Origin of the sequence: uncultured Corynebacterium sp. (assembly GCF_947253065.1) — a bacterium.
Classification (GTDB): Bacteria; Actinomycetota; Actinomycetes; order Mycobacteriales; family Mycobacteriaceae; genus Corynebacterium.
On record NZ_CAMXWS010000028.1, the window covers coordinates 1 to 24899 of the forward strand.

23 protein-coding genes and 1 pseudogene are annotated in these 24899 nt (G+C 60.2%); 20 read left to right on the forward strand and 4 right to left on the reverse strand.

Annotation, left to right across the window (positions count from 1 at the left end):
* The 16 genes and pseudogenes from Q0X21_RS07450 to Q0X21_RS07525 form a co-directional block, all read left to right on the forward strand.
* A partial coding sequence (locus Q0X21_RS07450; protein WP_297851250.1) for a long-chain fatty acid--CoA ligase occupies positions 1 to 1759 on the forward strand: 1759 nt, incomplete at its 5' end.
* Between the two features lie 69 nt (positions 1760 to 1828).
* On the forward strand, positions 1829 to 3613 hold the full coding sequence (locus Q0X21_RS07455; protein WP_297851251.1) for a long-chain fatty acid--CoA ligase: 1785 nt from the start codon (positions 1829 to 1831) through the stop codon (positions 3611 to 3613).
* Positions 3614 to 3704: 91 nt separating this feature from the next.
* The gene (locus Q0X21_RS07460; RefSeq protein ID WP_297851252.1) at positions 3705 to 4373 is read left to right on the forward strand and encodes a hypothetical protein; all 669 of its coding nucleotides are present in this window, start codon (positions 3705 to 3707) and stop codon (positions 4371 to 4373) included.
* Between the two features lie 130 nt (positions 4374 to 4503).
* The gene (gene hemW, locus Q0X21_RS07465; protein ID WP_297851253.1) at positions 4504 to 5628 is read left to right on the forward strand and encodes a radical SAM family heme chaperone HemW; all 1125 of its coding nucleotides are present in this window, start codon (positions 4504 to 4506) and stop codon (positions 5626 to 5628) included.
* A 50-nt stretch (positions 5629 to 5678) separates the two neighbouring features.
* Entirely contained in the window at positions 5679 to 6701 is a 1023-nt protein-coding gene (gene hrcA, locus Q0X21_RS07470) for a heat-inducible transcriptional repressor HrcA (protein WP_297851254.1), read from the forward strand.
* A 68-nt stretch (positions 6702 to 6769) separates the two neighbouring features.
* On the forward strand, positions 6770 to 7906 hold the full coding sequence (dnaJ, locus tag Q0X21_RS07475; RefSeq protein ID WP_297851255.1) for a molecular chaperone DnaJ: 1137 nt from the start codon (positions 6770 to 6772) through the stop codon (positions 7904 to 7906).
* Positions 7906 to 8610 carry a 16S rRNA (uracil(1498)-N(3))-methyltransferase gene (locus Q0X21_RS07480; RefSeq protein ID WP_297851257.1) on the forward strand — a complete coding sequence of 235 codons (705 nt, stop codon included), beginning with the start codon at positions 7906 to 7908 and terminating at the stop codon, positions 8608 to 8610. Before dnaJ ends, Q0X21_RS07480 begins: the two co-directional genes overlap by 1 nt.
* 10 nt (positions 8611 to 8620) lie before the next feature.
* On the forward strand, positions 8621 to 9610 hold the full coding sequence (locus tag Q0X21_RS07485; RefSeq protein ID WP_297851258.1) for a PhoH family protein: 990 nt from the start codon (positions 8621 to 8623) through the stop codon (positions 9608 to 9610).
* Complete coding sequence (gene ybeY, locus Q0X21_RS07490; protein WP_297851259.1) at positions 9607 to 10176, forward strand: rRNA maturation RNase YbeY; 570 nt, start codon at positions 9607 to 9609, stop codon at positions 10174 to 10176. Before Q0X21_RS07485 ends, ybeY begins: the two co-directional genes overlap by 4 nt.
* Positions 10177 to 10181: 5 nt before the next feature.
* Positions 10182 to 11519 carry a hemolysin family protein gene (locus tag Q0X21_RS07495; protein WP_297851260.1) on the forward strand — a complete coding sequence of 446 codons (1338 nt, stop codon included), beginning with the start codon at positions 10182 to 10184 and terminating at the stop codon, positions 11517 to 11519.
* Between the two features lie 5 nt (positions 11520 to 11524).
* Positions 11525 to 12235, forward strand: coding sequence for a pyridoxal kinase (locus tag Q0X21_RS07500; RefSeq protein ID WP_297851262.1), 711 nt, complete (start codon positions 11525 to 11527; stop codon positions 12233 to 12235).
* Positions 12235 to 13038, forward strand: a pseudogene (gene pdxY / locus Q0X21_RS07505) (pyridoxal kinase); the annotation flags it as partial. The gene Q0X21_RS07500 and the pseudogene pdxY, both read left to right, overlap by 1 nt.
* Before the next feature lie 33 nt (positions 13039 to 13071).
* Positions 13072 to 14007, forward strand: coding sequence for a GTPase Era (era, locus tag Q0X21_RS07510; protein WP_297851274.1), 936 nt, complete (start codon positions 13072 to 13074; stop codon positions 14005 to 14007).
* Positions 13997 to 14734, forward strand: coding sequence for a DNA repair protein RecO (gene recO / locus Q0X21_RS07515; RefSeq protein ID WP_297851263.1), 738 nt, complete (start codon positions 13997 to 13999; stop codon positions 14732 to 14734). Before era ends, recO begins: the two co-directional genes overlap by 11 nt.
* A gap of 7 nt (positions 14735 to 14741) precedes the next feature.
* The gene (locus tag Q0X21_RS07520; RefSeq protein WP_297851264.1) at positions 14742 to 15473 is read left to right on the forward strand and encodes an isoprenyl transferase; all 732 of its coding nucleotides are present in this window, start codon (positions 14742 to 14744) and stop codon (positions 15471 to 15473) included.
* On the forward strand, positions 15470 to 16549 hold the full coding sequence (locus Q0X21_RS07525) for a VIT1/CCC1 transporter family protein (protein ID WP_297851265.1): 1080 nt from the start codon (positions 15470 to 15472) through the stop codon (positions 16547 to 16549). Before Q0X21_RS07520 ends, Q0X21_RS07525 begins: the two co-directional genes overlap by 4 nt.
* Here Q0X21_RS07525 and Q0X21_RS07530 read toward each other — a convergent pair.
* Complete coding sequence (locus Q0X21_RS07530; RefSeq protein WP_297851266.1) at positions 16546 to 16977, reverse strand: Fur family transcriptional regulator; 432 nt, start codon at positions 16975 to 16977, stop codon at positions 16546 to 16548. The two genes, Q0X21_RS07525 and Q0X21_RS07530, sit on opposite strands and share 4 nt — an antisense overlap.
* Before the next feature lie 20 nt (positions 16978 to 16997).
* The gene (locus Q0X21_RS07535) at positions 16998 to 17474 is read right to left on the reverse strand and encodes a helix-turn-helix transcriptional regulator (RefSeq protein WP_297851267.1); all 477 of its coding nucleotides are present in this window, start codon (positions 17472 to 17474) and stop codon (positions 16998 to 17000) included.
* Positions 17475 to 17889: 415 nt separating this feature from the next.
* Here Q0X21_RS07535 and Q0X21_RS07540 point away from each other — a divergent pair, with 415 nt between their 5' ends.
* The 3 genes from Q0X21_RS07540 to Q0X21_RS07550 are packed head-to-tail and all read left to right on the forward strand — an operon-like array spanning position 17890 to position 20283.
* On the forward strand, positions 17890 to 19272 hold the full coding sequence (locus Q0X21_RS07540) for a glycine--tRNA ligase (RefSeq protein WP_297851268.1): 1383 nt from the start codon (positions 17890 to 17892) through the stop codon (positions 19270 to 19272).
* A gap of 12 nt (positions 19273 to 19284) precedes the next feature.
* The gene (locus Q0X21_RS07545) at positions 19285 to 19803 is read left to right on the forward strand and encodes a hypothetical protein (RefSeq protein WP_297851269.1); all 519 of its coding nucleotides are present in this window, start codon (positions 19285 to 19287) and stop codon (positions 19801 to 19803) included.
* Positions 19804 to 19854: 51 nt separating this feature from the next.
* Entirely contained in the window at positions 19855 to 20283 is a 429-nt protein-coding gene (locus tag Q0X21_RS07550) for a hypothetical protein (protein ID WP_297851270.1), read from the forward strand.
* A gap of 9 nt (positions 20284 to 20292) precedes the next feature.
* On the opposite strand, the gene Q0X21_RS07555 is transcribed toward Q0X21_RS07550, so the two are convergent.
* Positions 20293 to 22317 (reverse strand): TPM domain-containing protein, encoded by a 2025-nt coding sequence (locus Q0X21_RS07555; protein WP_297851271.1) that lies wholly within the window; start codon positions 22315 to 22317, stop codon positions 20293 to 20295.
* 68 nt (positions 22318 to 22385) lie between these two features.
* Between Q0X21_RS07555 and Q0X21_RS07560 the strand changes: the two genes are divergently transcribed.
* A complete protein-coding gene (locus Q0X21_RS07560; RefSeq protein WP_297851272.1) occupies positions 22386 to 23651 on the forward strand; it encodes a deoxyguanosinetriphosphate triphosphohydrolase in 1266 nt (421 codons plus the stop codon).
* A gap of 54 nt (positions 23652 to 23705) precedes the next feature.
* Here Q0X21_RS07560 and Q0X21_RS07565 read toward each other — a convergent pair whose 3' ends face one another.
* Positions 23706 to 24284: a hypothetical protein gene (locus Q0X21_RS07565; protein WP_297851273.1), complete on the reverse strand. Its 579-nt coding sequence runs from the start codon at positions 24282 to 24284 to the stop codon at positions 23706 to 23708.
* Between the last annotated feature and the right edge of the window lie 615 nt (positions 24285 to 24899).

A 24899-nucleotide genomic window follows, 5' to 3' on the forward strand; every position in this document is an offset into this window, starting at 1 on the left:
GTGCGAGAAGCATCCTGATCAGGTCTTCTTCTCCCGCCCAGAAGGGCGCGAGTGGATCGAGGTCACCGGTAGAGAATTCGCCGCGCAGGTGCGTGCCGTGGCCAAGGGCATCGTCGCTAACGGTGTGGAGCAGGGCGACCGAGTCGTGCTCATGGCTGAATCGAGCTACGAGTGGGCACTGCTGGATTATGCGATCTGGGCTGCGGGCGCGGCAAGCGTGCCGGTCTACCCCTCCTCGTCCGCGCACCAGGTGCAGTGGATTGTTGAGGATTCCGGCGCAAAGCTGGCGCTGACGGATACGGAGGCGAACCGTCAGCTGTACACCAACCTGGTGCTGCGTGAGGATGGAACTCCGCCGCTGCAGGATTCCCCGTCGCAGCTCAAGCGCACCCTGTCGTTTGCAACGGGTGCTATCGGCGCATTGACTACCGATGGCCGCGAAGTGGAAGATTCTGTGATCGACGAGCGCATCTCAAAGATCCAGCACGATGATTTGGCTTCGCTGGTGTACACCTCGGGCACCACCGGCCGGCCGAAGGGCTGCATCCTGACTCACCTGGTGTGGGCTTCCCAAGCGACGGCCCTGCTGACCAACCCGATCGGTCACCTGATTCATGACAAGGACGCCACCCGCTACATGACTATCCTGCCGCTGGCGCACGTCCTGGCGCGTTCGGTGGCTCTGGCTGGCGCGATGGGCGGTGCGCACCAGGCGCACTGGGCGGATATGCGGACCTTGGTGCTGGCACTGCAGCGCTTCGAGCCGGAAATGCTGCTTGGTGTTCCGCGCGTGTACGAGAAAGTGCGCGACGGTGCCTACAACAAGGCCGCAGAGAGCTCTGACTTCTCTGCACGCACATTCCTCGAGGCAGAGAAGGTTGCAATCGAGCATTCCAAGGCAATGGATTCGGGCGAGCGCCTTTCCTTGCGCTCCCGCGTGCGTCACAAGATCTTCGACCGCCTCGTGTACAAGAAGCTGCGCGATGCAGTCGGTGGCCAGGCGCAGCTGGCAATTTCTGGCGGTTCCGCGATTTCGACCGACCTGCTGCACTTCTTCCGCGGCATCGGCATCCCGATCTACGAAGGCTACGGCTTGACCGAGACCGCTGCAGCTGCCTGCGTTAACTACCCGGGCGGTACCAAGATCGGCACCGTGGGCAAGCCAAATAATGGCTACTCGGTCAAGGTCAATGAAGACGGCGAGATCTGCATCAAGGGCGACGGCGTGTTCAAGGGCTACTGGAACAACGAGGAAGCCACCAAGGAATCGCTTGTCGACGGCTGGTTTGTCACCGGCGACCTCGGCGAGATTGACGATGAAGGCTATGTGAAGATCACCGGCCGTAAGAAGGATCTGATTGTCACCGCCGGCGGCAAGAATGTTTCGCCTGGCCCGCTGGAGGATATTCTCTGCTCTGACCCGTTGATCTCCCAGGCGGTCGTAGTTGGCGACGGTAAGCCATTTGTTGGCGTGCTGGTCACCATCGACGAGGATGAGCTGAAGCGTTGGCGCAAGCAGAACAACATGGGCGAGCGTCCGCTGAAGGAGCTTGTGAAGACTCCGGAGCTGCGTGCCGCTGTCCAGGACGTGATTAACGAGGCGAATAAGACCGTCAGCCATGCGGAGGAAATCAAGAAATTCCGCATTCTCACCCGCGACCTGAGTGAGGAAAATGGCGAGATCACCGCGACGATGAAGGTGAAGCGCAACGTGGTCATTGGGAACTACGCGAAGCAGATCGAGCGTCTTTACCGCTAAAACCCGCACGAGCCTCCTTTAGGCCAAGTACTTTGTATGAAGAAAGTATTTGTCTAAAGGAGGCTTTTCGTGACCACTTACACTGTTCCCGCTGGCTTTGAGGTGGCCCCGGACGAGAACTGCTACACAGCTCTCGTGGCCACAGCAGAGAAAAATCCTGACATCATCTTGTTCTCCCGCCCGGGCGAGCATGAATGGATCGACGTCACCGCGAAGGATTTCGTAGAGCACGTCCGCAGGGTAGCGAAGGGTCTCATCGGTATCGGGGTGGAAAAGGGTGACCGCATCGCGCTTTTGTCAGGTGCGCGTTATGAGTGGGCGGTGATCGACTTCGCCATCATGGCCGCCGGAGCAACCACGGTGGCGATCTACCCCACGAGCTCTTTGGATCAGATCCAGTGGATCGTGGAGGACTCCGGTGCGCGCGTGGCCATCGGTGAGACCCATGATCATGGCGTGAATTTCGAGCACCTCACCGATACGAACCTGCAGAAGATCCTCGTCTTCAATGATGATGCGATCGGTCAGCTCGAAGAGGCGGGGGAGAGCATCTCCGATGAGGTGCTCGATGAACGCATCGCCAGCATCGCGCATGACGATATTGCATCTTTGGTGTACACCTCCGGCACGACGGGCCGCTCAAAAGGCTGCATCATTACTCACCTGAACTGGATCTTCCAGGTGCGGGGCTTGCAGCAGCACAGAATCGGCAAGATCGCGGGACCGGGCACGAAGATGGTCACCTACCTGCCACTGGCCCACGTCATGGCACGCTCGGTGCATCTGCTGGCCACCATTTCTGGCACGTTGCAGACCCACTGGACCGATGTGAAGACTATCGCGGCAGAATTCCAACGTGCCCAGCCCGACGTGGTGCTCGGGGTGCCGCGCGTGTACGAGAAGGTCCGCGCCGCTGCTTATGTGAAGGCGTCCGACGGTTCCGCGATTGGTGCCCGCATTTTCAAGGAAGCAGAAAAGACCGCGATCGAGTACTCCAAAGCACTGGAGGCAGATGGCCCGTCCTTCATTTTGAAGCTCAAGCAAAAGGTCTTTGACAAGCTCGTCTACTCAAAGATCCGCGAGGCCCTGGGCGGCAGAGTTCAGTACGGCATTTCCGGTGGTTCCGCGCTCGGCGTGCCACTCGGTCACTTTTTCCGTGGGGCTGGCTTGCCGGTCTACGAAGGCTATGGCCTGACCGAAACAGCATCCGCAGCCGCCGTGAATTTCGGCGAAGACGCCAAGATCGGCTCGGTGGGCAAGCCTATGTTCGGCTACTCCGCAAAGACCACGGAGGAGGGCGAGATCTGCTTTACTGGCGAGGGCATCTTCCGCGGGTACTGGCAGAACGAGGAAGCAACAAACGAAGCGCTTATCGACGGCTGGTTCCACACCGGCGACCTCGGTGAGATCGACGAAAACGGCTTTATCACCATCACCGGCCGCAAGAAGGACATCTTGGTCACCTCTGGTGGCAAGAATGTCGCACCGCAGCCGCTCGAGGAATTGCTCAAGCAGGACCCGTTGATCTCCCAGGCGGTCGTGGTCGGTGACGGCAAGCCATTCATCGGCGTGCTGATCGCCCTGGATGAGGATGCGGTGGAGCGCTGGAAGGCCGCGCGCGGGTTGGATCTGCCCACGTACAAGTTGGCCAAGCACCCGGATCTGCGTGGTGAGATGCAGGATGCGATCAACCGCGTGAATCAGTCGGTGAGTCGGGCAGAGCGGATCAAGAAATTCCGCATCCTGCCGCGTGATCTGACCGAGGCGGACGGCGAGCTCACCGCGACGCTGAAGGTGAAGCGCCCGGTGGTTTTGAAGAATTTTGACCACCAGATGCGGAAGCTTTACGGGTAGCTCTTCGGCGCGCCGTACAAAACCCTGTGAAAGTCTGGCCTAGAGTCAACGCTCGAACGTCAAATCAGGACTCGAGTTGAAGGGGGCCAGTGTGCACCGGACTGCTGCGACGCTGCGCCACCGCGAGTTGACCCAAGAGGTCTACAACATCGGCGATGAGGTCGCAGAATATATCGAGCACATTGCCGAGGCCATCGCAGATTATGACGGTGAACTTACCGACGACTGCCTGGCCGAGTTTTCCGAAATCGTCGACGATGCGCGCACTGATGCCCGCCGCGTTGTCGGCGAATTGATCGGGCTGCGTCAAGCACTGGTGTCTGGTGTGAAGGCCGGCTCGATTTCCGCAGCACTGCCAGCTCATGAGCGCCTGCCGGAACCAGAGCGACTCGATGCCGTCGGCCTTTTTGAGCTCTTCCCGCTGTCTTCGCCATCCCCGGTCAAGGCGATGACGGAGGTGTGCACGCAGCGCACTGACCTGATTGTGCAGCACCTTGAGGAGGTCGTTGACTACACCCTCGAGCAGACCGATATGGTCGCGCAGAACCTCGCCGCCGTTTCCCTGCCTCACCTCTATGCCCGCGTGGGCGAGCTGGTCGAATCCGCTGTAGATGGCTGGCTCGACGCCGTCGCCGCTGAGCACCCCGGTTTCACCCGTGCGATGCGCGGATCGAACCCGCCGAAATTTTTGGAAGAGCGCGCACGCGTGGATGCCATCGTGGCCAAGGTGGCAGCAAAGCGTTCCCGCCGCGGTGCCTAGACCGTGCCCAAACCGCACGCGTGGATCTAAATTACACAGCTGCCTGGTCGGAAGAATCTGACCAGGCATTTTGCTTGCCTTACGCGGTGAGGATGTAAACGAAATCCACGGAGACCTTAGAGTGGCCCATATGACCAATGGCTTTGGCGTCTACATTCACGTTCCGTTCTGTGCGACGAGGTGTGGGTACTGTGATTTCAACACCTACACACCTAGTGAGACGGAATCTTCCTATGCCGCTTATCTGGATGCTTTGGACAAAGAACTAGAGCTGGCGGCAGAAAAGGTCGGGTTGACTGCTGAGACCGTCTTCATCGGCGGCGGAACGCCATCGCTGCTCGGGGCCAAAGGGCTGGGGCGGATCCTGGAAAAGGTCCGGAACACATTTGGCCTGACACCTGATGCAGAGGTGACCACCGAGTCGAATCCGGAGTCCACTAGCCCAGAGTATTTCGCGGGGCTGAAGGATGCGGGATTCACGCGTGTGTCGTTGGGGATGCAGTCCGCATCCACGCCAGTGCTGAAGGTGCTTGATCGGCAGCACACCCCGGGCAGGGCTGTGGCTGCAGCGAAAGAAGCGAAGGCTGCTGGTTTTAAGCACGTGAACCTGGATCTCATCTATGGCACCCCGACGGAGACAGATGACGATGTGCGAAAGAGTCTCGATGCGGTGCTGAGTGCGGATGTGGATCACGTGTCGGCCTATTCGCTCATTGTGGAAGATGGCACGGCCATGGCACGAAAGGTTCGCACTGGGCAGCTGCCCGCACCGGAAGAGGACGTGTATGCGGACCGGTATGAGATCATCGCGAACCGTCTGGAAGAGGCAGGGTTTGAGTGGTACGAGGTGTCCAATTGGGCGAAGCCGGGTGGTGAGTGTCGGCACAACCTGCTGTATTGGCGCGGTGGCAACTGGTGGGGTGCAGGACCAGGTGCGCATGGGTATGTGAACCGGTTCAGGTATTTCAATGTGAAGCGCCCGGAGAAATACAACACGATGCTCGCCGATGGGGTTCTGCCGATTGACGGAAGTGAGACCATCACTGATGAAGAATCCCATTTTGAGCAGATCATGCTTGGGCTACGGCTCAAGGAAGGCATTCCACGCCAGTGGGTGGGAGAGGGGGCGCAGGGGGTCGTCGATAAGCATGTGCGCGGTGGAGTGCTCGCAGAAGAAAATGGGCGAATTTTTGCGACGGATTCCGGAAGATTGCTGATCGACGGGGTGATCACGGACATCTTGGCCGCGGAGTGACGCGGGCGCTACACTCGTGACTTAGCAGTCGAGGAAGGAGAGTGCCAAGTATGGCGGGTGTCGCACGCGAACGTAGGCAGGCGGTTCTGCGCGCGATCGTCGCGGACTATATCTCTTCCCAGGAGCCGGTTGGCTCCAAGCGGCTGGTGGAACGGCACAAACTGAATGTGTCTTCGGCGACGATTCGCAATGACATGGCGGTCCTTGAATCGGAGGGCTTCATCGCGCAGCCGCACGCGAGCTCGGGCCGTGTGCCAACGGAGAAGGGCTACCGCGCTTTTGTTGATGCGATCAATGACGTGAAGCCGTTGTCCCTGCCGGAGCGGCGCGCGATCTCGGAATTTCTGGAGTCTTCCGTTGACCTCGAAGACGTTATGCGGCGCTCCGCCCACTTGCTGGCGCAGCTCACGCGCCAGGCAGCGGTGGTGCAATTACCCACGCTGGCTGTTTCGCGCGTGAAGCACTGCGAGGTGGTCGCGCTGACCCCGACGCGCCTTCTGCTTGTGCTCATCACGGATAATGGGCGCGTTGATCAGCGCAATGTGGAACTCGCCGCGCCGATCGGTGAAGAAGCAGTGACGCGCCTTCGCGATCTGCTTAACCGCGCATTGGCAGGAAAAACAATGGGGGATGCGTCGAGCTCGCTTTCATTGCTTGCCGACGAAGCCCCGGCCGACATCGCCGACCCCCTGCACCGCTGCATTGCGGTGCTCATTGACACCCTGGTGGAAAACCCGAGCGACCGTGTTCTCATCGCTGGTGCTGCCAATCTGGTGCCCATGACGACGGATCTGCTCAGCGTGGTTGAAGCACTCGAGGAACAAGTTGTGGTGTTGAAGTTGTTGACCAATTTGCCGGCGCTGGGCAATGTGTCCGTGGTCATCGGTACTGAGAATGAGGATGAGGAGCTGTCCAAGGCCAGTATCGTCACCACAGGTTATGGTGCTGCAGGTGAGACGCTCGGTGGTGTCGGTGTGCTCGGTCCGACGTACATGGATTACCCCGGTACGATGCAGAAGGTCTCTGCCGTGGCGCATTACATCAGCCACATTCTCGGCGAAGAGGGCGGCTAAGCCTTCACACGCCCTGGGCATATTTAGAACGAAACATATTTAGCAGTTTTTAGACAAAAGGAATGTAGATGGCTCGCGATTACTACGGAATCCTCGGAGTGGACAAGGGCGCAAGCGATGCGGAGATCAAGAAGGCGTACCGCCGTTTGGCCCGCAAATACCACCCGGATGTCAATGACACTGAGGAGGCAGCGGAGAAATTCCGTGAGATCTCTGTGGCGCAGGAAGTCCTGCTTGACCCGCAGAAGCGCAGCATCGTCGACCGTGGCGGCGACCCGATGGAGCAGGGCCACGCGGCACCGGGTGGAGGCGCTGGTGGCTTCGGCTTCGGCGATATCTTTGAGGCCTTCTTCGGCGAAGGCGGTGGCGGTGCTGGCCGTGGCCCGCGTTCGCGTGTGCAGCCCGGCAATGATGCATTGCTTCGCACCAGGATCACGCTCGCAGAAGCATTCTCCGGTACCCGCAAGGACGTCACTGTGGATACCGCTGTGCTCTGCGAACACTGCCACGGCACTGGCTCGGAATCCGAGTCCAAGCCGGTCACCTGTGATGAGTGTGGCGGCCAGGGCCAGGTGCAGCAGGTCCAGCAGTCCTTCCTGGGCAATATCATGACCACGACGTCGTGCCCGAAGTGCTCCGGCTTCGGTGAAGTGATCACTGATCCGTGCCAGAAGTGCGGTGGCCAGGGTCGTGTGCGTTCGCGCCGGGATATCTCGGTGAAGATCCCGGCGGGTATTGCCGGTGGCATGCGTATCCGCATGGCGGGTCAGGGCGAGGTCGGCCACGGTGGTGGCCCGGCTGGCGACTTGTACGTGGAGGTGGAGACTGAAAACCACCCGGTCTTCATCCGCGAGGGCGATAACCTGCACTTGAAGGTGAATGTGCCGATGTACGACGCGGCACTGGGCACCTCGGTTGAGGTGGAGAATCTCGGGGGCGAGACCACCACGATTGAGATTCCTGCCGGCACACAGCCGGAAGAGGAGATCGTGCTCAAGGGCGAGGGCATGCCGCGTCTGCGCCGTGAGGGCGCCGGCGACATGGTCGCGCACGTCCAGGTGGTCGTCCCGACCGATCTGACCAAGGAGCAGCGCCGCGGCCTGGAAGAGCTGCGCGATGCTCACAATGAAGCAGCATTCGTCGAAGAAGAAGCTGGCCACGATGAGGGCTTCTTCTCCCGTCTGCGAGATCGCTTCCGCCGCTAATGAGCCTGCCGTATTTCATCGCCACCGACCCCGCCTCAGGTCGTCTCGACGGGCCGGAGGGCCGCCACGCGGTCACGGTCAAGCGCATCCAGGTCGGGGAGCACATCATGCTTGCGAGCGGCCGCGGCACCATCGCCGAAGTCGAAGTCACCCAGATCACCGGCAAAGATGAACTGGCCGGGACTGTGGTGGAATGCAGAGAAATCCCGAAACCGACTCCTTCGGTGACAGTGGTGCAGGCGATCCCGAAATCCGAACGCGCGGAACTGGCAGTCGACCTGGCCACTCAGGGCGGGGCCGATGCGATTATCCCATGGATTTCGCACCGCACGATCGCGCGGTGGCAGGGGCCCAAGGTGGCCAAGAATGTGGAGAAGTGGCGCGCCACTGCACGTGAAGCTGCCAAGCAGTCACGCCGGCCGTGGATCCCAGAGGTGCACGAGCCGGTGACCACGAATCAGCTCGCCGAGCTGATTCAGGGCAAACCAGCACTGGTCCTCCACGAAGACGCGGCGACACCGCTGCGTGAGATTGATTTGGATGTGCCGGAGCTGTTCCTCATCATCGGCCCTGAGGGCGGAATCGGTGAAGATGAACTCGAAATTTTGCAGGCGACCCCTGTGAAGCTTGGCCCGGAGGTTTTGCGCACCGCATCAGCGGCGCTAGCTGGGCTGAGTGCCATTGGGGCGCTTTCCCGCTGGTAGGGTGAACCGCATGGCAGAACTGGTCACACGCTCGTACGAGCTCGAGCCCGATTTGGCCCAAGCCGTTTTGGGTGTGACGGATGAAAACCTCCGCACGCTCAATAACGTGCTCGGAGTCGATCTTTTTGCACGTGGCACAACGGTCACGCTGCGCGGGCCGGTCGATGAGGTCGCCCATGCTGTCCGTGCGCTCTCAGAAATCCAAGCGATGGCACGCCGCGGCATCGTCATTACTGCGGATGCGGTGAAGCACGCGGTGGATATGCCAGGCAGTGCAGCTGAGGTGCTCGGTCAGGAGATCATTGCCCGTCGCGGCAAGATCATTCGGCCGAAAACACCAGGCCAGCGTGAGTACGTCGATGCGATTGATGAGAACACGATTGTCTTCGGCATCGGCCCGGCCGGTTCGGGCAAGACGTACCTGGCTGTGGCAAAAGCAGTCCAGGCGCTGCAGGCCAAGCAGGTCAAGCGCATTATTCTGACTCGCCCGGCGGTGGAGGCAGGGGAGAAGCTCGGCTTCTTGCCCGGCACGCTGAATGACAAGATCGACCCGTATTTGCGCCCGCTGTATGACGCACTGCGGGACATGCTGGACCCGGAGATCATCCCGAAGCTGATGGAAGCCGGGATCATCGAGGTTGCCCCGCTGGCGTACATGCGTGGCCGCACCTTGAACGATGCTTTTGTCATTTTGGATGAGGCGCAGAACACCACGCCAGCGCAGATGAAGATGTTCCTCACCCGTCTTGGCTTCGGTGCAAAGATGGTGGTCACTGGTGATATTTCCCAGGTTGACCTGCCCCGGGGAGTTGTTTCCGGCCTGCGCGTGGCCAGCCGAATTCTCAAGGATGTGCCCGATATTCACTTCCAGGAATTCGGGGCGGGCGATGTGGTGCGCCACCAGCTGGTCGGCCGGATCGTCGAGGCATATGACCGCTACGACGCGGCTCGCGCTGCCCGTGCTGAAAAGGAAGCAGAAAAAGAGGGAGAAAAGAAGTGAGCATCGAAGTCCTCAACGAATCCGGGGAGGCAGATGTCAACGAGGAAATGCTTGTCGACGTCGCCTCGTTCACCCTGACCACCCTCGACGTCCACCCGGATACCGAGGTGACCATCACCTGCGTGGACTCCGATACGATGGCGGACCTGCACATGCGGTGGATGGACCTGCCTGGCCCGACTGATGTGATGAGCTTTCCCATGGATGAGCTCACGCCTGGTTCCGGTCGCCCGGATGCAGCACCGCTCGGGCCGTCGATGTTGGGAGATATCATCCTGTGCCCCGACTATGACCGCAAGCAGGCAGATGCCGCTGGGCACCCACTCGGCCATGAGATGGCGCTGCTGACGGTGCATGGTTGTCTGCACCTGCTGGGCTACGACCACGCAACGCCCGCTGATGAGCGGGAAATGTTCGCGCTGCAGAACGAGATCCTCGCCGACTGGTACGACGATCTTTCGGCCCGTGGCGTGGAATACCAGCCCAAGCCGACGGGGAAGCATGCATTCCCGTCGGCGGCGGATCGACAGGAGCTTGATGGGCTCGTCGAAAAGCGGGGCGAGTAACTGACGTGGAACCTTGGGTCACGTATTTGCTGATCGCGGTGGTTTCCCTGCTGGGCGCCGGCGTGATGAAAATGCTCGAATCCGCGCTGATTCCGATTTCGCGCGCGCGAGTCGAGGCGATGATCAAAGACGAGGTCGGGGGAGCGAATTCGCTGCTCCGCGTCGTTGACGCGCGCTCAAATCACCTGGGACTTCTCGCACTGATCCAAACGGTTCTGGACACCCTTGCCGCTGTGTTCGCGGTGCTCGCAGCCCTCGATGCGATTCCGCACCGCGGGTGGGCGATCACGGCAGCGATCCTGGTAGTGACCCTGATGCGCTTCGGCGTGATCGGCGTGATTGCGCGTCGCACCGGAAAGCTGAATCCTTATTCGATCTCCCTGCGTGCCGCACAGATTCTCACCGTGGTGTACGTGGTGCTCGGGCCGGTTTCCAAGATGCTTATCTGGTTGGGCAACCTGGTCACACCTGGCGAGGAATCGCTGGAGAATCCCTATTCCACCGATGTTGAGCTGCGTGAGGCAGTAGACATTGCGCAGGAACAAGGTGTGGTGGAAACGGCTGAGCACCGCATGATCCAGAACATCTTTGACCTGGCCACCACCCATGCGCGCCAGGTGATGGTGCCACGCCCGGAAATGGTGTGGATCGAGGCGGAGAAGAATGCGGGCCAGGCAGCGAATCTGATGATTCGTTCGGGCCACTCACGTGTCCCAGTGATCGGTGAAAATGTCGATGACATCGTGGGCGTGTTGTACCTCAAAGACATTGTGCAGCGCACCTACAACCGCACCGATGGTGGTCGTGGTGTTTCGGTCTCGGACATCATGCGCAAACCGATGTTCGTCCCGGATTCAAAGCCGCTCGATGATCTGCTCGGCGAGATGCAGCGCGACCAGACGCACATCGCGGTGCTCGTGGATGAATACGGCGATATCGCAGGTCTGATGACCATGGAGGACATCCTCGAGGAGATCGTCGGCGAGATCACCGATGAATATGACGCGGACGAAGAAGCACCGATCGAGCCAGTTGAGGACCGGACATTCCGTGCCCAATCCCGCCTGCCGCTGGATGACCTGGTGGACTACCTCGATGATGAGCTGGATTATGAGCTTGAATTCGACGAGGAGATTACCGATAACGTCGAAACAGTCGCGGGTCTTTTGTCCTACGAGCTTGGGCGTGTGCCGCTGCCGGGCTCGGATGTGACGGTCGCGGGCCTGCGTTTCACCGCCGAGGGTGGGCGCGATCGTCGCGGCCGAATGAAGGTGCGCACAGTGCTTATCGACGTCCCGGAGCAGGCCCCAACTAGGTCCCGCAACGAGGACGAGGAACAATAGTGGGCATGAAAAATATCCTGTCGATCCAGCCGAGCGTGGCATACGGGAGCACGGGAAATTCCGCAGCGGTCTTCCCTTTACAGCGTCTCGGCCACGAAGTATGGCCGGTGTACACCGCGAATTACTCCATGACTGACAAAGGACACCGTGTTGCGGCCAGCGATGTCCGTGAGGTGATCGCCGGTATTGAAGACCGCGGTGCACTGGGCGAGGTGGACGTGATCCTCGCCGGACGCACGGACGACCCGGAGCTCGCCGCAGTGATCGAAGAGGCAGCCGCACGGGTCAAAGAGCTGAACCCAGCAGCGGTATTTTCTGCCCAATCGCCACTTCAGGGCGCGGATATTCTCACCCTTCACCGCGACGATCTAGACGGCGATGATCCAGTCGCCGCCGCACGTGCATGTGGCGCGCCGGTCGTTCTGGTGCTCTCGAATTCTTTGGAGATGATCGCGCTCGACGAGCACGAAGCATGGGTCGTGCGGCCCCCACACCTGCCGGTGGAACGTAATGGTGTTGCTGAACTGGCTTCCGCACTTTTTACCGCGCACTACCTTGAGGTTGGCGACTATGTCGATGCAGCCTCCATGGCGGCGTGGAGCATTTTTGACGTGCTGGAAAACACGTATCTGAAGGATGCCCCGGAGCTTCTGCTCGTGGAATCCCAAGAAGCGATTGCTAATCCGCGGCTGCATTTTGAGGTGAACCCGCTGTGATGAATATTCTCTCGATTCAATCCGCCGTCGCCTTTGGTCACGTGGGCAATTCCTGCGCGGTCTTTCCCATGCAGCGCCTGGGTAACCACGTGTGGCCCGTGCACACCGTGAATTTTTCTAACCACACCGAATACCCGAATTGGCGCGGCCCGAAGATCCCGCCGGAAGAAGTCGCCAGCGTGCTGGATGACCTGGCTTTCGCCTATCCGAAGGTGGATGTGGTGGTCACCGGTTACCTCGGCTCCTCTGCACTTGCCTCTGTCTTTGTGGACACCGTGGCCAAGATCAAGGACGCGAACCTGGATGCGCAGTGGGTGTGCGATCCGGTGATCGGTAATGCGAAGGTCGGCTCCTTCGTCGATGACGATATCCCGGCGATTTTCTCCGAGGAGATTATTCCGCTCGCTGATGCGATCTGCCCGAACCAGTGGGAGCTCGCCCTATTGACCGGGCGTGAATTGGCCACGGTGGAAGACACCGTGCGCGCAGCCCGCTCGTTGAAGGATAGGGCGCTGATCACCAGCGTGAACACCGGCAACCCGGATACCATCGGCATGATAGACATCTCCGATGAGGGCGCTTGGTACGTGGAAACCCCACGCATCGGCGGCAACGTCGTAGGCGCGGGTGATCTCGCCGCAGCGATGTACACAGCGCTTATTAGCGAATCCCCAGCCGACCGCCTCGAACACATCGCCGGCACCCTCTACGGACTGGTCGTGGCAGCGCAGGAAACGACGCGACTGGATAACAGCTTTGCGGGACTGCCACTCGTGGAGCGACAAGACCTCATCGTTGCGCCGACTGACCGTTTCAGTGCCGTACCATCAGCAGGCATGGATAGTTTTTCCCAGTTCACGGATACCCCGGAGGGGTTTCGTTCCGGATTTGTCAGCTTCGTCGGCCGCCCGAACACGGGCAAGTCGACCCTGACGAATGCGCTGGTGGGCGAGAAGATCGCCATCATGGCTGACCAGCCAGAGACCACGCGCCACCCGATCCGTGGCATTGTGAACCGGGATGACGCACAGATCGTGGTCGTGGACACACCTGGCCTTCACCGTCCCCGCACGCTGCTGGGTGAGAGGCTCAACGAGGTGGTCAAGGACACCTTTGCTGATGTGGATGTGGTCGGCCTGACCGTCCCGGCGAATGAGAAGATCGGTCCCGGCGACCGCTGGATCCTCGATGCGGTGAAGAAAACCAAGCCGAATACCCCGATCGTTGGCATCGTGACCAAGCTGGACCGCGCCAGCAAGGACCAGGTGGGCGAACAGCTCATGCGCTTGCATGAGCTGTTGGTGGAAGCCACGGGCAATGAGGATGTCGATGTCGTGCCTGTCTCCGCCACCGAAGGCGTGCAGCTGGATGTCCTGCTGAATGTGCTGGCTTCCCACCTGCCGGAGGGACCGCGGTTCTACCCAGAGGGCCATGTCACTGATGAGGATATTGAGACCCGTATTGCAGAGCTGATCCGCGAGGAAGCGCTGCGTGGTCTGCGGGATGAACTGCCACACTCCGTTGCCGTGCAGGTTGATGAGATCATCACCGAAGGCGATCGGGCCAAGATCTATGCAGTGATTTACCTGGAGCGCCTGGGGCAAAAGGCGATCATTGAGGGACGTGATGGGCGTCGTTTGTCCGGCATTGTTCAGCGTTCCCGCAAGCAGATCATTGATCTGGTCGGCCAGAATGTTTATCTTGACCTGCGCATCAAGGTGTTGAAGAACTGGCAGTCCGATCCGAAGCATTTGGGTCGCCTTGGCTTCTAGACCAAGCTTCCGCGACCGCGCCTTCGTCGTACGCACCTATGACTTCGGCGAGGCCGACCGTGTGGTGGTGTTGCTGACGGAAAACCACGGATTGGTGCGCGCGGTGGCTAAAGGTGTGCGCAAAACCAAGAGCCGCTTTGGCTCCCGCGTGCAGCCTTTCGTGGACATTGATGTGCAACTCTACCCGGGGCGCAATTTGGCCACCATTACCCAAGTGGACACCGTGGCCTATTACGGCCGCGGCATCATCGATGACTTCGACCGCTACGCCGCTGCATGCGCGGTGATGGAGGCGGCCGAGAAGCTGAGCTATGCCGATGAGGCTGATGCGTATCTCTTCGCTGAGGTGGGCAAGGCCTTTGCCACGCTGCAGGACACCGCGTATCCCACGGTAGTGCTCGACGCTTTCATTCTGCGTGCCACCGCTCATGCCGGTTGGGGGCTTAGTCTGTTCAATTGCGCGCAGTGCGGCCGCCCGGGCCCGCACCACGCCTTCCACCCAGCCGTTGGTGGTGCAGCTTGCGTGCACTGCCGTCCGCCGGGATCTTTTGATGTAGAAGAGGCCACCTTGCACATCATGTGGCTGCTCGCGCAGGGCTATTTCGATGCGGCGGTGGGCAAGCTCACTGATGTCCGGGCGACCCAGGTGCATCGCCTGACCACTGCGCACCTGCAATTCAACGTGGAGGCGGGAGTCTCCTCGCTGAAGATCATGGAGCAGGCATAATAGACGGGTGAACAAAATCCCGGAGATCCCCCGCGAACTCATCCCACGCCACATCGCCCTCGTCATGGACGGAAATGGCAGGTGGGCGAAGATGCGCGGCATGAAACGCACCGAAGGCCACCGTGTTGGCGAGAAAGTGCTCATGAAAATGGTCGACGCATGCATCGAGCTCGGCGGCGTCGAGTGGCTCTCTGCTTACACTTTCTCCACCGAGAACTGGCGCCGTAGTCCCGATGAAGTGCGCTTCCTCATGGGGTTCGCCCGCGATGTGCTGCGCTCCGAGCGCGATCAGCTGCACGAGAAGAATGTCCGCATCGTGTGGGCAGGCCGCCGTCCGCGCCTGTGGCGTTCAGTGCTCCGCGAGATCGAAGCCGCCGAAGAAATGACGGAGAATAACACCGGGCTCACACTTGCGATGTGCATCAATTACGGCGGCAGGGCCGAGCTTGTCGACGCCGCACGGGGCATTGCCGAAGCCGCCTCCCAGGGCACGTTGAAGCCGAGCGAGATTAACGAGAAAACGATCAGCAATTGGCTGTACCGGCCGGATATGCCAGATGTCGATTTGTTCCTGCGCCCCTCGGGTGAGCAGCGCACGTCTAATTTCTTGCTCTGGCAGTCTGCTTATGCGGAAATGGTGTACCGCGATATTCTCTTCCCCGACTTCACTGCAGATGATTTGTACGACGCTGTGCTGGAGTACGCGAAGCGTGACCGTCGGTTCGGAGGAGTGAAATGACCGAGGCTCCCACTCGTCAACAGATCCGCAAGTGGCGCCAGTACCTCGCCAATGAGCGTGCGGAGGCCGCCACCTACCGTGAGCTAGCCAAAAAGCGTGAGGGTGATGAACGCGAGATCCTCGAGGAGATCGCGGAGGCTGAGTCACGCCACGAAAAATACTGGCGTGACAAGCTCGGCCCTGAGGTGGGTATGCCGATCAAGCCGGATCTGCACACCCGCTTCATGTCTTTCATGGCACGTAATGTCTCCCCGGTTTTTGCTCTGGCATTGATGCAGACCTCCGAGCAGGGCTCGCCTTATCTGAATGATGAAGATGCCCCAGATGAGATCGCTGCTGATGAGGCAATGCACGCCGAGGTCGTTCGTGCGCTTGCTTCACAGGGCCGGGAAAAGCTCTCCGGTTCCTTCCGCGCAGCTGTCTTCGGCGCGAACGATGGGCTGGTGTCCAATGTCGCGCTGGTCTTAGGCGTGATGGGTTCGGGCGTGTCCTCGAATTTCATCCTGCTCACCGGCATTTCAGGCCTGCTCGCTGGCGCGCTCTCGATGGCGGCCGGCGAGTATGTTTCGGTGAAATCCCAAGCCGAGCTTCTCGACGCCTCAACCCCCGCCCCCGAGGCCCGCGACCTGCTGTCTAAGCTGGACGTGAACCAGAATGAGCTGGCCTTGGTCTACCGTGCCCGCGGCATGAGCGCCGAAGAGGCAGACGCGCAGGCAAAAAATGTGTTCTGGTCCATGATGACGGGCCACCAGCACCATCACATTGAGGATGGTTTGGAGTCTGAAGAAAGCGATTCCAGCGGGGCATGGTCCGCGGCGATCGCATCGTTCATCTTCTTCGCCACCGGCGCATTCGTCCCGATTATTCCGTTCCTGTTTGGGGCATCCCCGAATGTGGGTGCGATCGTCGCGTTGATTCTCGTTTCCGGGGCACTGTTGATCACCGGCGGAATCACTGGTCTGCTCTCGGGCAAGAAGCCAGCTTTGCGCGCCTTCCGCCAACTCGCCATCGGGTTGGGCGCAGCGCTAGTGACGTACGTGTTGGGCGTCGCGTTCGGCGCGCTGGTAGGGGCTTAGACGCTCTGCTTGCAGTTTTGGCAGATGCCGAAGATCTCGGCATCGTGCCCGCTGAGCTCAAAGCCGAATTTCTCTGCGGTCTGCTTAGCCCATTCCTCAACAGGCCCGCCATCGATTTCCTCGCTGCGGCCACAGCTGGTGCACACCAAATGGTGGTGGTGCCGGTCCGTCAGGCAGTGGCGGTAGAGGGTCTCACCGGTATCTGAATTCAAGGCGTCCACCGCACCGACTTCCGTCAGCGTCTGCAACGTGCGGTACACCGTGGTCAGGCCGACCTTCTGGCCCCGGTCAGTCAATTCACGGTGAATGGATTGGGCCGAAGCGAATCGGTCGATCTCCTTCAACACATCCACGACAGCGCTGCGCTGACGCGTATTGCGCGCACCGATTTTCGGGGTGGAGTCATTCTTAGCCTGCCGGGTACTCATGCCATCAACCATATTGCTCATTACCGCGGCGGTGTAGGGGTGCCCGGTTTCAAGCCCGGATCCACATCGGGCATATGGTCATCCAAAGGGCCAAAAGCAGCAGCGGAGCCAACACTTTCAGTGGCATCGATGAAGTCAGGGGAGGACTTCCTGCGTACTGCGAGTTCATCAACGAGATCAGCTTCCGGCACCTCATCTGCACGCTCGCCTAAAGCTGCGATGGACTCAACGGTGGCAATGATGCCGGGAACCGCAAGACGGTAAATGACCTCACGGCCAGCGCGACTTGAATCGACCAAGCCTGCATCCTTCAGCACACGCAGGTGCTGGCTGATGAGTGGCTGCGATTTAGCCAGGCTGTTCACCAGCTCGTGCACAACATGGTCGCGGTTGTGCAGCATGAGCAAGATCTGGAGGCGAAGAGGTGAATCGAGCGCACTGATCACCTGTGCGGTGCGGGTCAGCTTTTCAGCGGACCAGCTCGTAGGTGCGCTCATCTCTCATCCTTTACGTCTCTCATCTCTCAAGCGATTGTGCTGCAGCTATGTCCTCATGAGAACTAGGGGTCAAAAGACTGAGGAGTGCTGCGCTGAAGTTGTGTTTGCCGCGTACCGCAGCCCATACAACCTGGCTACAGAACTCAAACGGTTGATATTTCAGTCTAGTAAGAAGGTGTCCTACTTTGTAGAAAAGCCCGACATAAGTTTTCTGTGATGTCTTTTCGGACGTGCATAAACCTGCGGAAACCACCTTGAAAACACCTCCAAAACACGTCGACAGCACGTCAACAACACAAGGAAAACACCTTGAGGACAGGCACGGGTAACAACCAGCTACACTGGTGATTCGTTGAGCGCCTTCAGGGCGCCACTTAGCTGTTGCATCTAGCTTTTCAGGAGAGTTGAACTACCCATGGCTTCGACCGTGATCGATACCGTTGTCAACCTGTGCAAGCGCCGCGGCCTGGTGTTCCCGGCCGGCGAGATTTACGGCGGTACCCGCTCCGCATGGGATTACGGTCCGCTGGGCGTGGAACTCAAGGAGAACCTGAAGCGCCAGTGGTGGAAGACCATGGTGCAGTCCCGCAATGACGTGGTGGGTGTGGATACCTCGATCATTCTCCCTCCGCAGGTATGGGTCGCTTCTGGCCACGTGGAGGTCTTCACCGACCCGCTGGTGGAGTCCCTGTACACCCACAAGCGTTACCGCGCTGACCACCTGCTGGAGGCCTACGAGGAGAAGCACGGCCACCCGCCGGCAAACGGTCTGGCAGACATCAATGACCCGGAGACGGGCCAGCCGGGCAACTGGACTGAACCGCGTGAGTTTTCTGGTCTGATGAAGACTTATCTGGGCCCGGTCGATGATAAGGAAGGTCTGCACTATATGCGCCCGGAGACGGCGCAGGGCATCTTCGTCAACTTCAAGAATGTGATGACGTCGGCGCGCATGAAGCCTCCCTTCGGTATCGCGAATACCGGTAAGTCTTTCCGCAACGAGATCACCCCGGGCAACTTCATCTTCCGTACCCGTGAGTTTGAGCAGATGGAGATGGAATTCTTCGTCAAGCCGGGCGAGGACGAGGCATGGCACCAGTACTGGATTGATGCACGTCACCAGTGGTACATCGACCTGGGTATTAACCCGGATAACCTGCGCCTGTACGAGCACCCGGAGGAGAAGCTGTCGCACTACTCCAAGCGCACGGTGGACATCGAGTACGCCTACGGCTTCCAGGGCTCCAAGTGGGGCGAGCTCGAAGGTGTGGCTAACCGCACCGACTACGACCTGAAGACTCACGCTGAGGCATCTGGTGAGGACTTGAGCTTCTTCGACCAGGAGACCAACGAGCGTTGGATCCCGTACTGCATCGAGCCGGCTGCCGGACTGGGCCGTGCGATGATGGCCTTCCTCATCGACGCCTACCACGAGGATGAGGCGCCGAATGCGAAGGGCGGCGTGGACAAGCGTGTTGTGCTCAAGCTTGACCGCCGTCTCGCACCGATCAAGGTTGCTGTCCTGCCGCTGTCGAAGAAGCCTGAGCTCTCCGGTCCGGCACAGGAACTGGCGGACACCCTGCGTCAGCACTGGAACGTCGACTTTGACACCTCCGGTGCGATCGGTCGCCGTTACCGTCGCCAGGATGAGATCGGCACTCCGTTCTGCGTGACCTATGACTTCGATTCGCTCGAGGATGGTGCCGTGACCGTGCGTGAGCGCGACACGATGGAGCAGGAGCGCGTCAAGCTCGACGAGCTTGAGGCATACCTCGCTGCCCGTCTGATCGGCTGCTAGGAGCACAAAACGATGCATTACGTCAGCTGGGACCGCGCGGATCGCGAAGCACCTGTGCTGCTCGCCGAAGAGGGCCCGAACGCGCTCGCGAAATTCACGCATGAGCGCGCGGAGCTCACCTCGGGTGAGGTGTGGGAGCTCATCACCACTCCGGAAGGTGGCGCCATTGCGCGTGCCGACGACCGCGAGGTCGTCCGCGCCGACGGCTCCCTGCGCCGTGACAAGCAGATCCCCGTTACCGTCGATGGCCGCCGCTACGTGCTGGTGGGGGAGACCTCCAAGAATTGGATTATCGACGATGAGCAGGGCCAGAAAGTCGCCCAGTTCACCTCCGATCACAACGGCGTGCGCCGCGCGATCTTGGAATTCGAGGGCGAAACCCAACTCGCCCCCGTCGACATCGTCGCCCTCGCCTGGGTCAGTCGCCTGGTGCTTGAGGCCCGTAAGATGACCAATTCGAAGGCTCTCATCGCTTTCCTGGTCCTGCTCAGCGTGTTCATCGTCCTCGTCTGGCTCATCGGCCCGCGCTAAGAACATCCCCCAGGCCGCGCCGCGAACATCAATTCATGCGACACTGAGAACATGATCGCCGCTGTTTGGGAAGGTTCCACCCTGGTTGCCGATGGCACCGTTGTAGCCGCGGTGACCGCAGACGGGGAGTTGACCGTCGACGGTCAGCGCATCACCATCACGCACACCGCGGGCGCGCTGCGTTGGGAAGTCAAAGGTACAAGCGCCGACGAAAATTTCCGCATCCGTATGCGAGGACTCGGCACTGGCACACTGACCGCACGCTGCGGTTCCCGGCGCTACCGTGCCGAACGCAACGGCACATTTTCCACGACCCGTTCGATCTTCAACGACGACGGCATCCTCGTGGCACGCACCGCACCACGCAAGGGCACCGAGCTACACGTCGAGCTTTTCGACGCCGCCCCGCTGCCCGACCTCGCCTTCATCACCTGGGCGCTGACCTACATGGACACACCCGGGCGCAATACGCGGATCTAAAACCCGGTCCTAGAAGCTTCCTCCGCGGCCACCCATGCCGCCGGCGAAACCTCCGCCACCACCGCCGAAGCCACCGCCGCCGCCGAAACCGCCACCATGGCCACCGCCACCGAAGCCACCGCCGAAGCCGTTGCCACCGGAGAGGATCGAACCCCAGATGATGGCATTGGCCATGGAATTCATGTTCTGGGAGGTTTGGCGGCGACGGTAACGATCAATGTCGTCTTCGGCGCTGTGGGCAGCACGGCGAGCAGTGTTGGTTGCCTCGCGGGCAAACTCGATCGCGCTGCGGGTATCGCGGGTACGACGGTTCTGCGCCTCCGCGAACTGACGCTCGGCCTCAGCCAGCAGCGCGCGGGCCTGTGAGCCGATGATGCGGCCACGGGACTGAATCACATCCTGCGCGCCCTGGATCTGTGCCGCGGCGACCTGGAGCTGCTGATCAAGCAGTTGCAGTTGGCGACGCTGATCGCTGGCCACACCGCGTGCACGGTCGATCTCCGCATCGATATCGGTGTCCAGCTCAGTCAGCTCCATGTACAGCGCCAGCGGATCGGTGGTGTCACGATCACCGATGGCATCGAGCTCGTTGCGTGCACGGTCAGTGATCGCGTCCAAAGCAGCCGTGTCAATCTTTGCGCCCTGTTCACGTTCAGTTTTCAGCTGAGCGATTTCACGCAGCTCATCCTTGATCTCCTGGATCAGCGCCGGAAGATTCGTACGAGCCGTTTGGATATTGGCTTCGGCGTGCTCAATGGCGGTCAAATTGGTATCGGCGACATCGACGGTATGCTGTGCACCGCGCAGAATATCCACCAGCGCGCCCTGCTTACCGGCCGGTTGTGCAGCAAGACCGCGTGCCTGCTCAAGCTGCTTTTCTGCCTCATCGATCGACTCGGACGCGATATCCACATTGTTGCTGATGGATCCCAGCAGCTGTTCCGAATACCGCGACTGCAGATCCTGCAGTATGGCGCGCGCCGGTTCGATACGGGCGCGAAGATCAACGGTGCGCTGGAAGATCGAGTCGATCTCCTGGTCCGCCTTCATCAGCACATTGCGCATGCTCTGGAATTCTTCGCTCTTATCCGTCAGTGCCTGCTCGGCTGTGCCACACGAAGAAATGATGTCGATCAGCATCGCGCGCTTCTCCGGCTCAGTTTCCGGGATCGCATCATAAAGACGGTGGTGGATATTGAATGCGCGCTGCAGCGCGGACGTCGCCTGATTCATCGCAGAGGTGAACGGGCGAACACGCTCAGCCCCGAATTCCTGTGAGGCGATTTGCAGTTCCTCCTTGCCCACACGGATTGACTCATCGGTGTGCACCAAGGTGTCCTGGGCCAGCTGTTCCAGCGTCGGCGTTGGCAGACGCCCCAGCGAATCGGTATCGCCCGGGCTCAGCTCGCGTGCAGAAGCCAGCTGCTTCTGATTGGTCTTCTTATTCTTATTGCGGCCATACAGCCAGAAACCGCCACCAGCCAGTGCCGCAGCGCCAGCGCCACCAGCGATGATCGCAGCGCCATCACCGCCCGACGAGCCGTTCACCGCATTGATCGCATCCAAGCCCGCAGCGCCATAATTCTTGCTGGTCAACTGGCTGAAAGCTGCATCGGACATTGCGTCCACATCGGAGCTGCTCCACTGATCACCGGCGTTGACGTTGTACTTGCCATCGCCCGGGGAAATCGCAATCACCGCAGTATTCGGACCCTTATCCGTGATCGCATCACGCACCCACGCAGCAGGATCCTCACCACCAAAGGTGTCCAAGTACACCACGTAAGCATTTAGCTGCTTCGATTCCTGCAACTTCTTGATCGCATTTTCGATCTCTGCCTTTTCACCACCAGAGAGCACGCCCGCAGCATCAGTGATATTCTCACGCAGATCAGTCGGGGCGAGCGAAACCTGTGTAGCAGTCTGCGCCTGCACCGTTTCGGTCGCAGCGAAAGCAAACGGAGCGGCAGCAAGCCCAACACCACCGGCGAGCATCGGGGCAGCAATGGCAATACGGAGGTAGCGCGAAGTCATGCCCACAAGGGTACCGCGCGCGTGGTGCCCATGGACGCAAGTGAAACCCGTCTAGGCTCGGTATAGCTATGAACTACCAGTATGATTCGGCGGATCTTGCCCGCCGCGCGCCGGAGGGGAAGAAGGGCTCGCAGCTCACCGATACAGACGAGCACCGCGATGCCTTCGCCCGCGACCGCGCCCGCGTGCTGCACTCAGCTGCTTTAAGGCGCCTCGCCGACAAAACCCAAGTCGTCGGCCCCCGCGATGGCGATACGCCACGCACACGCCTGACACACTCACTGGAAGTCGCCCAGATTGCCCGCAGCATCGGCTCCGGCCTGGGGCTCAACCCCGACCTGTGCGAAATGGCAGGGCTCACCCACGACATCGGCCACCCGCCGTACGGCCACAACGGGGAAGTCGCGCTCAATGAGCTCGCAGCCAATTGCGGTGGCTTCGAAGGCAACGCGCAAACACTCCGCATTCTCACCCGGCTCGAGCCGAAAGTACTTATCGACGACACATCGCTCGGCCTCAACCTCACCCGCGCCGCCCTCGACGCCGCATGCAAATACCCATGCACCCGCACCAATCCGGACGGCACAGTCAACCGCAAATACGGCGCCTACGACGAAGACGCCCACATTCTCGCCTGGTTGCGCGAAGGCCACACCGATGACATGCCGCCAATGGAAGCGCAGGTCATGGACTGTTCCGATGACATTGCCTACAGCGTTCACGACGTCGAAGACGGCATCGTGTCTGGCCGCGTCGACCTGAAAGTGCTGTGGGACCTCGTCGAACTCGCCGCGCTCGCAGAGAAAGGCGCCAAAGCATTCGGCGGAACAGCAGACGAGCTTATCGACGCCGCCGCCCGCCTCCGCTCCCTTCCCATCGTCGCCGCCGCCGCAGATTTCGACTTCTCCCTCACCGGCTACGTCACCTTAAAGAAGATGACCTCCGAGCTTGTCGGCCGCTACGTTGGTGCCGTCATCTCCGCCACCGAGGCAGCCAACGACGGTCCCATCGGTCGCATGCACGGCCACCTGGTCATCCCGCCGGAAGCCGACGCCGAAGTCCGTCTTCTCAAGACCGTCGCCGTGCTCTATGTGATGGACATGCCCGCGCACATTGCCCGCCAGGACCGGCAGCGTGACCGCATCAAGCGCGTCTACGACTATCTCACTGCCGGCGCACCCGGCTCCTTGGACACCATGTTCGCTGCTTGGTGGCACCAAGCAGCCACTGATGCTGAGCGTGAGCGCGTGATCATCGACCAGATCGCGTCCATGACTGAGTCCCGCCTCGAGCGCACTGCGAAAAAGACCGCGTCTTTCGAGGGCTACCTCTAAACCCTGCACGCTCTAAACCCTGCTCGACCAGCAAGACACGGAATACCAGAACAGTCAGAACCTCAGATCTCGGCGCCGCAAATGCCTGGCGCCGAGCACCTCACTGACAAAACCATCCGGGTTAGCCTCAATCTCCTTGCTCGTGAAATACAGCTTCCGGTACCCACGCGCTGTTACCCACCTTTCGCGCTTTCGCAGGTGGAAAGCTATCTGCCGTCCCTCCGGTTCCGCATCCAGATCACGCAGCAGCGGATCTTCATCCACCGCGATGACAAGATCATTGCCAGCAAGCAGGGTCGCATGCCCGATCTCATCGAGCTCGCAATGCACCCGCACGCGAGCAGGGGAGTCCTTCAACAGTGCATATGCGAGCACATACCGATAGGACTTCAGCTCAGCCGCCCGCGCCGGTATCGCCACAGCTAGCTGCCGCCGATTCTTATGAATCACCCCCTCAAATTCCTCTGCATACGTAGCGATCTCACCAGCACTCATCCCACGCTCAAGCAACCACCCAGCCGCCAGCCACGCATTCGTCTCATCTTTCATGCGACACAGATCCAGGTACGTCCGCAGCGGATCAGTCACACGCACGCCATCAAGCTCCACGATTTCCTCCTGTCGGATCTTCATGGACTTGAAACGCACCCCATGAGGCACGACGCTTTTCGACGGCTGATACCCCGACGGCAACGCAAACACCACCTCGTGGTTTTTCGGCGGTAGAAACCACATTTCCCACTGCGCCGCAGCCCACGAACCAATGAGCACCGCTTTGCGAGATTCCCGCCCTGCAGCTGCACCCCGAACAATCCATTGCCGTTTCAACCCAAGACTGCGAAACCATCCCGCATCGATCCCGCTCGTCGGCGAAATTTGCCGAATCCCCGGCCGAATTCCCGGCCGACTCCCAGACCCCAATCCTGGCGAAACCTCACCAGAACCCCCATTCGTGCGCATCCCAGAATCCTCTGATGAAACCTGAATTCGCTCCGAAAGAAACCGCTGTCGAATCTCCCGTGCTTCCGCCCCAACGAAGTTTTCCCACTTCGGAGCACCTAAAAATTCCTTTGATTTCCCCATGGGTCCTTGTTTACCTCGACCGGGTTCAGGTTTCTCTGCGAAACCTGAACTTGCGGCCCAAATGCACACTGAAGTGTGCAAAGCGACGGGCATTGGCGCTTTCGAATTCAGGTTTTTATCTAGGCTCGCGGGACCCGTCCCCGTATGGTGCGCTTCGAGGGGTCG